The sequence below is a fragment of the Carboxylicivirga fragile genome (genome assembly GCF_050589805.1).
Taxonomy (GTDB): domain Bacteria; phylum Bacteroidota; class Bacteroidia; order Bacteroidales; family Marinilabiliaceae; genus Carboxylicivirga; species Carboxylicivirga fragile.
In genome coordinates this window covers 36,815-50,630 of record NZ_JBNGOY010000019.1, presented here as the reverse complement: position 1 = coordinate 50,630, position 13,816 = coordinate 36,815, and the positions used below count along the sequence as shown (strand labels likewise).

At 35.0% G+C, this 13,816-nt stretch carries 11 protein-coding genes; 3 read left to right on the top strand and 8 right to left on the bottom strand.

Going from position 1 to position 13,816, the window contains the following annotated elements; translation table 11 throughout:
* Positions 1 to 41: 41 nt before the first annotated feature.
* Positions 42 to 401 carry a DUF8478 family putative metalloprotein gene (locus ACRD7B_RS10205; RefSeq protein WP_430824443.1) on the bottom strand — a complete coding sequence of 120 codons (360 nt, stop codon included), beginning with the start codon at positions 399 to 401 and terminating at the stop codon, positions 42 to 44.
* A 762-nt stretch (positions 402 to 1,163) separates the two neighbouring features.
* Here ACRD7B_RS10205 and ACRD7B_RS10200 point away from each other — a divergent pair.
* Complete coding sequence (locus ACRD7B_RS10200) at positions 1,164 to 2,309, top strand: hypothetical protein (RefSeq protein ID WP_430824442.1); 1,146 nt, start codon at positions 1,164 to 1,166, stop codon at positions 2,307 to 2,309.
* Between the two features lie 843 nt (positions 2,310 to 3,152).
* On the opposite strand, the gene ACRD7B_RS10195 is transcribed toward ACRD7B_RS10200, so the two are convergent.
* Complete coding sequence (locus ACRD7B_RS10195) at positions 3,153 to 5,408, bottom strand: inorganic phosphate transporter (RefSeq protein ID WP_430824441.1); 2,256 nt, start codon at positions 5,406 to 5,408, stop codon at positions 3,153 to 3,155.
* A 297-nt stretch (positions 5,409 to 5,705) separates the two neighbouring features.
* Here ACRD7B_RS10195 and ACRD7B_RS10190 point away from each other — a divergent pair, with 297 nt between their 5' ends.
* Positions 5,706 to 6,347: a LysE family translocator gene (locus tag ACRD7B_RS10190; RefSeq protein WP_430824440.1), complete on the top strand. Its 642-nt coding sequence runs from the start codon at positions 5,706 to 5,708 to the stop codon at positions 6,345 to 6,347.
* Positions 6,348 to 6,354: 7 nt separating this feature from the next.
* Here ACRD7B_RS10190 and ACRD7B_RS10185 read toward each other — a convergent pair whose 3' ends face one another.
* The 5 genes from ACRD7B_RS10185 to sfsA form a co-directional block, all read right to left on the bottom strand.
* Positions 6,355 to 6,759, bottom strand: coding sequence for an acyl-CoA thioesterase (locus ACRD7B_RS10185; protein ID WP_430824439.1), 405 nt, complete (start codon positions 6,757 to 6,759; stop codon positions 6,355 to 6,357).
* Between the two features lie 9 nt (positions 6,760 to 6,768).
* Positions 6,769 to 7,578, bottom strand: coding sequence for an SDR family oxidoreductase (locus ACRD7B_RS10180; protein WP_430824438.1), 810 nt, complete (start codon positions 7,576 to 7,578; stop codon positions 6,769 to 6,771).
* A gap of 227 nt (positions 7,579 to 7,805) precedes the next feature.
* Positions 7,806 to 9,728 carry a DUF3858 domain-containing protein gene (locus ACRD7B_RS10175; RefSeq protein WP_430824437.1) on the bottom strand — a complete coding sequence of 641 codons (1,923 nt, stop codon included), beginning with the start codon at positions 9,726 to 9,728 and terminating at the stop codon, positions 7,806 to 7,808.
* Positions 9,712 to 11,595 (bottom strand): DUF3858 domain-containing protein, encoded by a 1,884-nt coding sequence (locus ACRD7B_RS10170; protein WP_430824436.1) that lies wholly within the window; start codon positions 11,593 to 11,595, stop codon positions 9,712 to 9,714. Before ACRD7B_RS10170 ends, ACRD7B_RS10175 begins: the two co-directional genes overlap by 17 nt.
* Before the next feature lie 158 nt (positions 11,596 to 11,753).
* On the bottom strand, positions 11,754 to 12,446 hold the full coding sequence (gene sfsA, locus ACRD7B_RS10165) for a DNA/RNA nuclease SfsA (RefSeq protein WP_430824435.1): 693 nt from the start codon (positions 12,444 to 12,446) through the stop codon (positions 11,754 to 11,756).
* Between the two features lie 100 nt (positions 12,447 to 12,546).
* Between sfsA and ACRD7B_RS10160 the strand changes: the two genes are divergently transcribed.
* On the top strand, positions 12,547 to 12,810 hold the full coding sequence (locus ACRD7B_RS10160) for a YkgJ family cysteine cluster protein (RefSeq protein WP_430824434.1): 264 nt from the start codon (positions 12,547 to 12,549) through the stop codon (positions 12,808 to 12,810).
* A 14-nt stretch (positions 12,811 to 12,824) separates the two neighbouring features.
* On the opposite strand, the gene ACRD7B_RS10155 is transcribed toward ACRD7B_RS10160, so the two are convergent.
* On the bottom strand, positions 12,825 to 13,655 hold the full coding sequence (locus ACRD7B_RS10155) for a nitroreductase family protein (protein ID WP_430824433.1): 831 nt from the start codon (positions 13,653 to 13,655) through the stop codon (positions 12,825 to 12,827).
* Positions 13,656 to 13,816 lie beyond the last annotated feature (161 nt).

The window sequence follows — 13,816 nt, the reverse complement described above, 5'->3', positions numbered from 1 at the left end:
TATTTATATATTGTGTGAAATATATAAATGCAAGAAATGTCTTAAGCAATCACAAACACGGGAGGTGCTCTACCATCTGAAATATTGATAGTAATCTCTTGAAAGTTTGAGGAAACTTGTTCAGAGCTTTTCTTTATTTGAAAATAAATGCAATCCTTTAATAACTGCCCTAGATCTTGTGAGGAAAGTAATTGTAGTTGTGCATAAAAATTGTAATCAAAATCGCTGTGGGTGTGATTCGCATTACTCTTTGGGTGAGCATGACTATACGCCTTTCCTGACTCTGATAAATGACTGTGAAAGAAGAGGGCATTATTCACCAATTGTATAGCAAAAGCAACAATAAGTATGGCACCTATTTGCTTTAATCTATTTTGGTATGTCTGGTACTCTTTTTTCACGATACAAAAATGAAAAATTTCTTTAATAGAACCTATCCCCATTTATTGGGATTTTCATGTTTTATATCAGGTTTAATGCGAAAGGGGTAAATTGTTACATTAGTAACAATCTTTAACTATACGAAAGCCTAAGTTGTATCTACTCGAAGTTGGGTTATAGAAATATAATATTCTATTGCCTTACTTTGCTAAAGTTTCTACATGCCCTAGTAAATAATTGCTTTTAGCTACCGACCAAGCTAGTAACTTATGAAGGAGAACAGATTTTACTGTGCCAAGGCAATGTTTATGATTATGATGGTCAGATTGTGGAACTTGGAATTAGTTATTCTTTTAACAGCAAAAAGTAAATACATTGGTGATGATTTTTTTAGATTTCTCACTCAGTTTCTTTCATAGGAAAGCAACTATTTTACTTCACTTAAACCATAAGAAGTAAGCTGAAACTTATGCAGATCGATCTATTCAAATGATTTGTGATTAACAATAGAAGTGCTGATTTCTTTGTTAGGCGCTTATGTGGCTGATAAATAGTAGTATGTGCTCGCGAATAACAATATTTGATAGAATTAGTAAAAAAAATGTAACATTGTACATTCATTAGTAGTTAATAGTAATTTAACATTGACTTAACCATACAGTAATAATTCAAGTATACGTTTGTACCGAATTTAAAGAAAAATTAATCATAGTTTAATATTAGCAAGCGGCAAGGGTGGAAATGCAGCTTTTCTAGTAAAAGGGGAATAACACAAGAACAACATGAAACGAAGTTTACAATTAGTTGCATTAATGGCATTAATATGTATTGGTGGCATTGAGGCGCAAAATCTTACAGATGTATCTGCAGCAGTTGGAAAAGGCATTCAATTTAAGACCGACGATGATCTTTTTTATCTAAAATTTACCACACGAATCCAAACCAGATGGGATTTTGTGAATGGACTAAGCGACGCATCGAATGATGCTTATTTTGAGGATAAGGCATGGGTGAAGCGCGCTCGTATAAAATTTGATGGCTACTTTCTTAATAAAAACCTGGTTTATAAAATTGAATACGATGTAGTAGGTGGTTATGTACGTGATGCCATATTTAAATATAAGATAAATAACGTGGAGCTATGGTTTGGTCAAGGTAAACTGCCTGGTAACCGAGAACGTGTTGTATCTTCTGGTAATATGCAAATGGTTGATCGATCAATTTTTAATAGAAATTATACTTTAGATAGAGATGTGGGTGTTCAATTGCACCATAAATTTAACATTGGTAAAGCAATTGTATATGATCGTTGGGCGATTACTTCAGGCGATGGTATAAGAAATAATGATTATGCGCCAGGGGTTAGCTTAACTGGAAAACTGGAGGTGCTTCCATTGGGTGAGTTTAAATCCAAAGGTCTTTATAGATCTGCTGATTTGGCGAGAGAAGAAACTGCTAAGATTGCTTTTGCAGGATATGCAAACTTTAATAAATCTGCTTATAAAGATAGGGGACAGGTTGGTAGCGTTATTGGAGGCGAGGCTGATTTGTTAAATATTGGGGGCGATTTTCTTCTTAAATATCGTGGTTTCTCATTGATGCTTGAGGCTGGTGGACGATGGGTAACGGACGATGATGAGTTTATTTATGATGATGATGGTGATGTAGTGGATGTATATTACACTGGATATGGTGCTAACATTCAAAGCGGATATATTTTCATGAATAACTGGGAAATATCAAGTCGTTATTCATATACTAAGCCAAACCAAACAGCCTATAATTCTGAAATTATTGACCAAACCATAGGGGTAAGTAAATACGTTCTTGGTCATAACTTTAAGTTTCAGGGAGATGTAACTTATCGAGAGATAATTGGCGGACAGAATGAAATCATTACCAGATTTCAGATGGAATTTCAGTTCTAATACAAGGATTTAAAAATATTCAAAAGCCTAAGTTTCATGCGAGACTTAGGCTTTTTTTATTTCTTTTTTCCAAATTTTTCGGAATATAAAGTGAGCCATACCTATTGTCAAGAGAGTGAATCATTATTTGTGTTTATAACGAATGTAGCGGTCTTATACCGATCGGCATTATACCAAAAATAATAAGACCACATTCATAGTTCAAATGCTATTATAAGTGGGTAAAGAGCCAAATAGCTACAAAAAGAGAAAGCAGGGCATGTCATTGTTTAATCCGGGTTATGCAGTAGGAGTAATGTAATGACGAACTATCTGCATTTAGCAAGGATTAAGCCTGTCACGATAATTATCGTGATAGAAAATCACCATTTTGATCCCGATGTTTCGGGATGGATGAGATACTTTATCGCTATTCATTTGGGCTTAATTTTTTATTGCAAATGCATAGATTGGGTTTAATCAAATTCCATCTTCCTTTTTTGTCTCAACCAAAAATGCAGTTTCATAAAAGGCGTTTATAGCGCTTTGGAATCTAAAAACGGTTGAGGCAGTATTTGTATCAATTGCATCGTGATGATGCAGAATCAAGTGTTATTGGTAATTCTCAATCATCGAGTAGGAACTAAAGTGTTAAATCAATGCATATACCTTCTTGAAATATCCAGGAAAGTGTTGATAGATAGGATTAGAAGATATAAATAGATTCTATATTTCCTGTAGTTTTAGAGCTACACTTTTTGAAAATAAAAATGCCTGATCTATAAATCAGGCATTTACATTATTTTTGATTTAAAAAATTAGAGAAACGGAAGAAGCTGTGAAATACTTCTTCCGCTTTTTGATCTATTTTTCTTGATAATCAACAAAGTCGCGTTGCGCTTTTGTTAAGTTGATAAGGTGTAATAATAAGTTCTGAGTTTCGTGCAGAATATTCAAGTATAATAAACTAACCTTAGTTCCTGCTTTCTCATTTTTAATACGTTTCAATTGCTTTTTACGGTATTCACGGATGGTTTCAATGATTTCTTGCTGTTGTTCCATTAAGGTACCCAACTCATCGAATTGACCCTGATTAATCAGTTTAACCGTTTTTGCCATGAAATCCTGAACCGACACTTTAAGATTATTTAAATCTTCGAATTGCTCCGGCTTAAATATCTTATGGTTATTATCAAGATGTTCAAAGGCTGGTTCTGTGATAAATGATAAACAGTGTGCTGTTTCACGCAAATAATCGATAACCTGAACGTAGTATAGACTTGAGTCAATGGATTGCTCTTGCAATTTCATGACTGTTGGGTATACGTTTGTTTTGAGTTTCTTGGTTTTCTTATTTAATGAAGCAACTGATTTATTTATTTCTTTCAGACTTCTACGATCTTCTGCTTCGAAGTCATGAATGGCTTGTGTATAAAGCTGTGATGTTTTCTTAAGTAGGTCAGTTACGCTGTATTTACATTTTTCAAGTACTTTTTCAGCTAAAATCTCACCGTTTACTTCTTCAATTTCAAAATCTTCAACCTCAGTTTCGTTTGCTGTTGTTTTTTTATGAAGAATATGTGAACGGAATACAACGTAAACCGCAAGCATAACTAAGATTGCAATAATCCATAAGCCAAACCAGCTAATCAACAGTGCCATAATGAAAGCTGCTGTAAATGCAGATAAGGCTGTAAAGAACCATCCTCCAATTACAGATAACACTCCTGTGATGCGGTATACTGCACTTTCACGTCCCCATGCACGATCGGCAAGAGAACTACCCATTGCTACCATGAAGGTCACATAAGTGGTTGAAAGAGGTAGTTTCATGTTGGTAGCAATCGAAATTAAGATACTCGCTACAACAAGGTTTACCGAAGCTCTTAACATATCAAAAGTAGGCGCATCTTTACCTAATTCATTTCTGCGTGCTTCGTAATTGCGTGAATCAAACTGTTTGTCAATCGTATTACTTATTCGTGCTGGTACTATCGAACGCACCGAATTAGAGGCATTAATCGCTGTTCTTACAATTGATCGTGCAATCATTGACGAACCAAAGCGCTCGTCACCTTCTTGTTGACGACTTAAATCAAGTGATGTTTTTACAACGGCTTTAGCTTTCTTCGATGTCCATAAGGTGATTACCATGATGCCACCTGCTATTATTAGCATGTATGTTGGAGTTCCAACTTTACCAGCCAAGGCTTCCATGCTGACGGCTTCTGCAGCAGTGCCTGACGAAATAAATATTTTAAATGATTCAAAACCAGCTAGAGGAACCCCAATGAAGTTTACTAGGTCGTTACCTGCAAAGGCCATAGCCAATGCAAATGTACCGGCAAGTACAATTACCTTTAATATATCTAGTTTGAAAATAAGCTTAAGTAGCTGCAATAAAATAGTCCATGCAGCAAAACAGATTGCAATAATGGTAAGGCCATTGTTCTTAATCCAATCCTTAGTGGATGCATCCATAAAAGAAGCACCTTTTGCACCTTTTACTAATATAAAATAGGTGATGGCTGTAATAGCTATACCACCCCAAATTGCTCCAAAATAGTTTAAGCGTTTGTTGTAATCAAACGAGAACAACAAGCGTGTTATATATTGTACGATGGCTCCAACTGAAAAGGAGATGACGACCGAGAGTAGGATGCCGGATATAATTGCTAAGGCTTTAGCTGTATTAATGTATTCGCTTAAGGCCATGCTTGGATCGTTGCTCACTTTGATTAGTGAAACTGCAACAGCCGCACCAAGTATCTCAAATACTATTGATACAGTGGTTGAGGTTGGCATTCCGAAAGTGTTGAATAAATCCAGCAGAATAACATCGGTAATCATTACCGCAAGGAAGATGATCATGATTTCATTAAAGTAGAAAAACTGTGGATTAAATATACCTTTTCGGGCAACTTCCATCATTCCGCTCGAGAATGTGGCACCAAATAAAATACCCAATGCAGCCACTATCATAATGATTTTGTAAGGTGCTGCTTTTGCACCTATGGCTGAGTTTAGGAAGTTAACGGCGTCATTACTAACACCTACGATTAAATCAGAAATGGCAAGTGCAAATAGCACCACTACCAAAATTAAATAGATATTTTCCATCAAAAGTTGTATTTAAGTATTCTTTTTCGCGTCGCAAACATACTTAGTCAACATTAGTATAAGGTTGAATTAAGATTAAGCGTATGTTAACTTTGTGTTAACAAACTTAAGTTAGGTATTAAAATAGAGGGATTCAAGTCTTTAAATTAAATTTGAATTCATTCATATTTAAGATGTATTTGGGGCTAGTTTGTGAAAAGGTTTTTATAATTTTGCGGAACTTTTTGCCTAACTTATCACATAATTACAAATTGATTGGTAACGGAAAAGAATAAATCACAAGCTTAAACAGTTTTAATGAATTGGAGCTATATAGTTGATGGTATTATAATTGGTGTTTCTGCATCCATTCCTTTGGGACCAATAGGAGTATTGTGTGTGCAACGTACTTTAAATAAAGGACGTTTATCAGGCTTTGTTTCAGGACTTGGTGCAGCTGTATCTGATACCATTTATGCCATTATAGCAGGGTTTAGCTTGTCATTTATTGTTGGCTTCATCGAAACTCAAATGCTCTGGATACAAATAATTGGAGCAAGTATTCTGATAGGTTTAGGATTGAAGATTTTTTTTACTAACCCAGCTATACAACTTCGACGGCAAAAAAAGCGAAGTACCAGCTTGATTCAGGATTTCTTTTCAACATTTATTTTAACCATTACTAACCCATTAGCTGTTTTCTTGTTTCTTGCATTCTTTGCAGGGTTTAGAGTGGTTGAAGTTGAACAAAGTAGTTTTGAGCGCTTCATGTTAATCGCTGGTGTTTTTATTGGAGCCAGTGCTTGGTGGTTTACACTTAGTTCATTAATTAATCTACTCCGTTCACGAATTAATCTTCGTCGTTTATTTTGGCTAAATAAGATTGCAGGTAGTACAATTGTAATTCTGGTATGTGTGGCTTTCTCAATCTGGATTGCCAATGAATATATTTGGATGTAGTTGTTGGTTAAAAATGTGGTGACAGCAGTTCTTTCAAGAAATCAGGTATACGCACAGGTCTTCGCGTACCAGAATTAAGAAATGCTAAATTGGTGTAGCCCTCGTTAATTAATGTACCTTCTTGGTTATAAATACGATAATCAAATCTAATTTTAGAAGATGGCATTTCTTTTATCGATGTAGAAATAGTTAATACATCGTCATAAAAGGCCGGCTTATGGTATTTTACATACAGATCAACCAAAGGCAGCATACAACCTTTTTCTTCAATTTGTTTATACGAAATACCATATTCGCGTAACAATTCAGTTCGGCCTATTTCGTAATAACTGGGGTAGTTGGCATTATTAACTACCCCCATCTGATCGGTTTCGCCGTATCTGACTCTTATTGTGCTTTCGCCTTTCAACATTGTTCGCGATTATTTGAATGGGGAATTAGGTTCTTTTGCCATGTGATTGTACGAAAGTTTACGCAATAATCCTGGTGCAAATTTCTTTAAGAAAACGGTAAATTTACCTTCCAGAAAAGTTAAGATTAACGTAGACTTACGTTTGTCTATAGCTTTCGCCAAATGAATTGCTACCTCTTCAGCTTTCATCATCTTCTCTTCTTTTCGAGGTGTTTCACCTTGATTGCTTCCATCAGCTGTTAAAGCAGATTTTCGGACGTTAGAAGCAGTAAAACCAGGAGCTGCTATTAATACATGCAATCCAGTTTTTAAATTCTCAATTCTTAAAGCTTCCAAGAAACCATGGATTGCAAATTTCGAAGCACAATAGCCTGTTCTAGCAGGCAACCCAACATAACCACCAATGGATGAAATACCAACAACAGATCCCTTTTGGTTAAGGATATGTGGCAAAGCATATTTAGTACAATATACCATGCCCCAAAAGTTAACATCCATTAATTGCTTGATCACTTTTAAATCAACATCGTTAAAGAGCGCTCGCATCGATATGCCTGCATTATTAATCAATATGTCAATTTTTCCAAATGCTTTAAGCGTTTCATTAATCAAATGCTCACAATCCTTTTCAATACTGACATCTGTTTTAATACAGATTACATTTAATCCTTTTGCGCTTAATTCGTTTTTAATTTCATCAAGTTTATTGGCACTGCGAGCAGCTAAAGTTACTTTGGCACCTCTTTGTGCAAATTCACGAGCACAGGCCAAGCCAATGCCTGAAGATGCCCCTGTTATAATGATTACTTTATCTTGCATGTTGTTCTTACTACGTCGTAAAATAGCTTTTACTAAACTGCGAATTTAAACAAATACTCAGATAAGCTAAATGTTAATTGCAAAATTTTTTAAAACGAGATATTTGTGAAGGACTTATCGAGATTACCCCCGTTTATATTATAGCTCTTTGGCTTTTTTGAAATATTAAGAAAGAGTGATAAAAATAGAAGGCTAAAGATGAATCGGTCCTTAGCCTTCGATGTGTTTTAGATTTCTTTTTGTTTTAATATTGTTTTAGCGTTATCAGCAATTGAAATTTCTTCTAAAAATTCTCTGAAGTCATTGAATTCTTCTTTAGGATAGGTTCCCTTATTAATTTGAAAGTAGCGATAGTAAACAATTTTACCATCCTTGTTTTCGGTATGGGATAAATAACTGCCATACTTAGTATTAAGTTCCTGTTTTTTAGGCAAAGATTCAATGGCCAGGTTAGATGGAATTACATAGCTGATAGTATCACATTCGCTATAGTTACGTTGCACGTATACCGGGTTTTTTCTGTTTCGCGCATATCTTGGTACAGAATTAAAAGAATTAAATAGGTTTAGCTTCAAAATTGTCATGCCCCCCATTGTACTACAATAGTTTGTTGCTGTTAACTGTAGACTCTTCGTCAAGTATGGCTTTCTACTGGGGTTGTCATTGAGCTGGTAATTAGTTAATTTGAAGTTTGGAATACTAATATCGCTGATGATTTTTTTTCTTCTATCTTTTTCATCTTTGTGTAATAGGTAGTATTCATCGCCATAAGTTGCACCTGAATATTTGACCCTTGCATTAATATTTAAAGAATTGTCGGCTAATAGTGTAACCGTGCTGTGTGTAGCTTGTTGATTTTCAGTAGCGGTGTATGCTGGAGTTTTCACAAATTCACCACTCCCATCCTTAATTAACAAGGCATACCTATCATCAGTAAAATCACTCATATAATCTATGGGCGAATTTTGACTAGTACATTCTAGCCAGATGGTGTCGTTTTCAATAGGAACACATAGTATTACATGGTTAAAGTTGTTCATTGGGAAATTATCAGGTGTTGATGGTAGTTGATTTCCTGCATAAATTCTAGTATAGTGTGATTTAACACCGATAGCTTTTAGAAGGGCTCTTGTGTAGTTGGAAAGTGCTTTGCAATCACCATATGATAACCTATCCACGGTTTTCGCCGTGAATGGTTGCCAACCACCTACACCCTCTTGTACACTTATATACCTATTCTTAGATTGAGTATATTCGTAAACAATTCTTATTTTATCTATGATATTATCAGTGCCACTTACCAATGATTCTATTTCCTTTATAGTTTCTTCCGGAAGAACATCACGTCCTTCTAAAAGTTGGCTCATAAACCTTCCAAGGTCATTCCAAGTTTCCATAGACCCCTTAACTCCGTCTAATTCAAAATTTGTTGCTGCTAAATACACAGTTGGCTGTGTCATCGAGATATTTGGAGATAAAACTTCATATTGTTTAGCTTTAACGTTTTTGATGGACCAACTATATGTATTTGTATCTGAATCAGCTTTAACTATGCATGGTTTAATATTGGATTCCCAATAACGAATTTTATAGTTGGAAGGTACTATAGCTTTTAAACTCGAGTGTTCAATTGAAACATTGTAACCCTCAAAACCAAACCACCTAGGCATAAAAAACAATGTATTATATGATTGAGAATAAATATACTCTATCGTAAATGGATAAGTATAGTATTCTGGATCAATGTATTTTATTCTGTTGTCTGAGAAGAGGGTAGAGCCACTAATAGCACTATGATCTTGGATTTCGTCTTTTTTAATTTTTCTGACTTTTTTTCCATTAGAATCATAAATGATTCCGCTAATATCTTTGATGTCGAACAGTTTGTCGTAGTTGATATTTAGGATTGATAAATCAATTGCTCCTTCTTTCAAAATTGTTACGGCATATTTAGTAGTAGCGATAGCTTTATTATCTGAAACAACTTCAAATACAACTTCGTTACAACGAACAATAGCATTCGAATTTAATTTTAATTCAGAGGGGATTTTAGAAACATCGTAATCAGTAACATCTATAGCATAAATTATAGATAACATGCAAAAAAGCATACCCAATAAAATGATTGTTTTTTTATAAACTTGCAGCATCAGTATTTGGTTTTAAGATTATCGGTTCGGCATGTTTTTTAACTATTTGCTCATAAATAGTCTTTAAGTACTCATATTCTTGTGGTAAGAAAAGTGTTTTGTTAATATTGAATTTGTAAAGCGTTACCAGTTTGTTTGCTTGTTGTTGGTGCTGAACTAAGACGGATGCTGATTTATCAGGTGTTATAATTTTTATAGGTTTGGGAAGTTCTGAAACAACATAGCCATCTGGAATAGTAATGTTAGATATTAAATACTTGTTTCTGCAAAAAGCAAAATCGACAGGGTATTTTCTTTCTTCAAGTTTGAATGGATTGCTTGAAATTGTTTCCAGTAAGAATGGATTTATTAGAATCATATCATTTATCCGCTCTATTCGGTTTTTAAGTTCGATATTATACGTGTCTTTAATTGGTTTATCTATAGCATCAATGTTTTCAATTGAATAATCCTTAATAAGTAAGCCATCGTATTTTGATTCCAATGATGTCAAATAGTCTTCTTCGCCAGCATATTCTTTGTAATCGCGTCTGAAATCATACGCAGCATAACCACTACGACTGTAACTTACTTTTCCCTCTAAATCTAATTTTTCCGAGATGTTCAATTCAAAAAAGATTGTTTCACGCTCTTTAAATTTTGGAGTTATATCTACCCATTTGCCTTCTTTATCAGTAACTACCCTGCCATGTTGATTTAGGCAACGTAGTGGTAACATTTCAAAGGGGAGCTCTTTTTCCGTGGCATCTAACAGGTATTCTTTGTCTTCTATTGTGGCACAAACTAAAGTATAATCAAGTTTTTCATAGCTTGGGTAAAATGGACTAAGCATCCCATTGCTTCTGGTACTTATCACAACAGGGTGGGCTTTTATATCCAATTTCTTCAATAGGTGCAATAACATAAAATTAATATCAGTGCTATTTCCTACTTTCTCTTTGAATTGTTTACTTAAGTTGTTTCTGCTCGTGAAGATCCAATCTTCGTTGTTCCAATTAACAACTTTTACAGCTTCATAAGCTGCCTTTGTTCTTTCTAGTGGAGAGAGGTCTTTGGCTTCTATTTCTTTTACTATATCCGAAATGTATCCAGCACTACTTTTTAAGGTGCCACCAAAATATTCATGATCCATTAGGCGATCATTAACAGCTTCCCAGGTAGTTGTATACGATTTGTAGTGTCCTGGGTAACTAACACTTTGTAAATCAAATTCAAATTTAGTTATGTAATTGTCTCTTGAGTTTAAAAAAGCTTCTGATTTAAAAGCCGGCATATCTTTGGCAACAAATCTTTTGCCATCCGAAATAGCTAGTGGTTCATAACCAACCATTCTTTTTCGAAAATCGATGTACGTAGATTCTTCTAATATCAGTTCACATAACTTAACAGGTATTGATCTTTGAAATGTCCATTCTGTTGGTAATCCCATTGATACAAACTCTAACTCGAATACACTTCCTACTTTAACATTAGGTAACGCAACTCTGTAGCGATATAGATTATCAGTAACACGCTCTTTATAAATGGATTCTTTTTTAAGCTTATCGACTTCTATTTCGCCATCAACAAGATTGTAGGTACGCCCTCTAAATGTATCGCTGACTCTTCCAGGAAGAACAAATTCAGCATAACCGGTGCCCGACTTCTTTAAGACTTTAATGCGCTCTACTCGTTTAAATTTTAAATCGCTTCCGTTAAAATAACCATATTTACATAAAACTACAGCACTAGCCGATGTGTCAGGTTCGTACGATGTCATCTCTAATTCTTCCAGAGTGACTTTTCCAAATTTAATGGGTGCTTTGTATGCAAATGTGCTGACGCATACCAATAGTAATACTACTAAAAGGGAATTTCTCTTCTTCATATGAGGGTTGGTTTAAATTAATTGCTTTAAATATAGAAAAGATATATTATATGATAGATATTTGAAAGCAGAATGCTGGCTGCTAATACTTAATTTAGAGTCGTTATAAGTAAGCAGAAGTAAAAGATAAAGGTAATGTGCCAGAAAAGCTGTGTATGCTATAAACTATATGGTAATTCACGAACTATACTTATCTCACTTGGTGTAACTCTTGCCTGTAGAGGAATGATTTCAACGCCAGCTTCATGCGCTTGTTTCAGGGTTGAGCTATAATCAGGATCAATATCTGAAGCTACACCAAATGTATCGACATCTACACGCTGAATTAAATATACCATAACTGCTCTGTACCCTTCTTCTTTCAGTGAAATAAGTGTATGCAGATGCTTTTTGCCACGAGATGTTACAGCATCAGGAAACAGAACGCTGTTGCCCTGTTTCATGCTGGCATTCTTTACTTCAATAAAACAAGTCTCATCCTCATTCATAGCTACAATATCCAGTCGACTATCCTTTACTTTAACTTCCCTCTGTACCTTGTTGTAGTGCTTTAATTGTGGAATTTCATTATTGACGATTGCTTCATAGACTATTTGATTTGGATGAGTTGTGTGAACGCCAACCCAAGATCCTTCAATTAAAATCATTTCCCAGGTGTACTTTGTTTTGCGCTTTGGGTCAGTTGCTGGAGAGAGGTAGACTTCCGCATTTTCCTCGATGCAACTTTTCATCGATCCACTATTGGTGCAATGGGCCGTTACTATTGTTCCATCATCCAGTAATACATTGGCCAAGAAACGTTTATAGCGTTTAATGAGTCGGCCATGTACTAGTGGAAGAGTGAATTTCATATGTTTCTTTTTATAGCTGATGCAAATTAAAGCAATGTTTTAATAAATAGTTTATTTTTGTGCCCTGAAAATTATCAAAGCATAGAATTAGAACAATTGAATGGAATGTAGAGAGAATTGTGGGGCTTGTTGTATTGTGCCAAGTATTTCATCGGCTATACCGGGTTTGCCAAATGGCAAAGTTGCAGGAGAGAGGTGTATACATTTGCAGGATGATTATTGCTGTGCAATTTTCACGCATCCTGAGCGGCCATTGGTTTGTGCTGGCTTTAAAGCAGAAAAACTCTTTTGCGGATCAAAACAATCCGATGCTTTCAAAATATTGAGCGATCTTGAAGGTATAGAAGTAGTACCAGGTATATAGCCCGTTTCTAAATATCAGATGAAATTAACCTGCGGTGTTTTTCGATCAACTCTGTTATTAAATTTCTTTTTTGAACGACCGATTAACAAAGCAGCATGTAACTGATGATCATCGGGTATCTGCATTTGTTTTTTCAAAGTTTTGTTTCGTTGAACAGCATTAACAATGTAACCATTAATACAGCTTGCTAATTCCAATAGTTCAGCGTAAAGTGTAGCCATTCCTAACCAAATATTGGCATCTTGAAGTGGCATGCCTCCTGGTGTTTTTTTAGAGTGAATAAGAATTAAAGCGGGCGCGTTATAACAAATCATGTTCGGATCAAAAGCAGCTTTCTTAAGGAATTTTCCTTTTAGTTTCTCAAGTCCGGTATAAGCTTTCCTCCCTAGAAATGTGCTTATCAATGGTTTTGTAATGGGGCTGACGCTTTTTTTGAAAGTTTTACTTAAAGTACTGATTGTACTATCGTTTATTAATTGAAGTAAGGCTTTGTTTGTAATTACGGTAAACTCTAATTTTTGAGCATTACTTGCAGTTGGGCTAAAGCGCATGTTATTAATAAATTCACTCAGTAGCTCATTTGAAATTGGTTTTGAACTAAAATCGCGATTAGAGCGCCGTTGTTGCATAAGTTGCTCAAAGTCGTAAGGCTGTATGCTATATTGGAAATTGGAACCTAATACATGCTCATCGTTTTCAGTTTTGTTGGGGCACACGGCCAAACAATGATAGCATTCAATACAATAATCACCATGGGTATTTTTACTATCTATATTAAGCGTGTTTGTCGGACATATTCGCTCACACTTTTTACACCTTTTACAATCTTTATCTACCAACTCCATCGTTTATCCGCATTTTTTAGAATTGCAAAAATAGTAATCTTGCTAAAAGACGAAGCATTAATTGAGGTGCTATAAAGCATTATTTGCTCCTTGTTTGATAATTGTTTACATCATAAATTACTAAGTAGATAAATTGTTCTGGATAAAGCGCTAATTTTGCT

Bases quoted from the DNA above. Each gene is read 5' to 3' on its own strand.
- ACRD7B_RS10155 (WP_430824433.1), bottom strand. From the start codon at position 13,655: ATGGAGTTGGTAGATAAAGATTGTAAAAGGTGTAAAAAGTGTGAGCGA.
- ACRD7B_RS10190 (WP_430824440.1), top strand. From the start codon at position 5,706: ATGAATTGGAGCTATATAGTTGATGGTATTATAATTGGTGTTTCTGCA.
- ACRD7B_RS10170 (WP_430824436.1), bottom strand. From the start codon at position 11,595: ATGAAGAAGAGAAATTCCCTTTTAGTAGTATTACTATTGGTATGCGTC.
- ACRD7B_RS10185 (WP_430824439.1), bottom strand. From the start codon at position 6,759: ATGTTGAAAGGCGAAAGCACAATAAGAGTCAGATACGGCGAAACCGAT.
- ACRD7B_RS10180 (WP_430824438.1), bottom strand. From the start codon at position 7,578: ATGCAAGATAAAGTAATCATTATAACAGGGGCATCTTCAGGCATTGGC.
- ACRD7B_RS10195 (WP_430824441.1), bottom strand. From the start codon at position 5,408: ATGGAAAATATCTATTTAATTTTGGTAGTGGTGCTATTTGCACTTGCC.
- sfsA (WP_430824435.1), bottom strand. From the start codon at position 12,446: ATGAAATTCACTCTTCCACTAGTACATGGCCGACTCATTAAACGCTAT.
- ACRD7B_RS10160 (WP_430824434.1), top strand. From the start codon at position 12,547: ATGGAATGTAGAGAGAATTGTGGGGCTTGTTGTATTGTGCCAAGTATT.
- ACRD7B_RS10200 (WP_430824442.1), top strand. From the start codon at position 1,164: ATGAAACGAAGTTTACAATTAGTTGCATTAATGGCATTAATATGTATT.
- ACRD7B_RS10175 (WP_430824437.1), bottom strand. From the start codon at position 9,728: ATGCTGCAAGTTTATAAAAAAACAATCATTTTATTGGGTATGCTTTTT.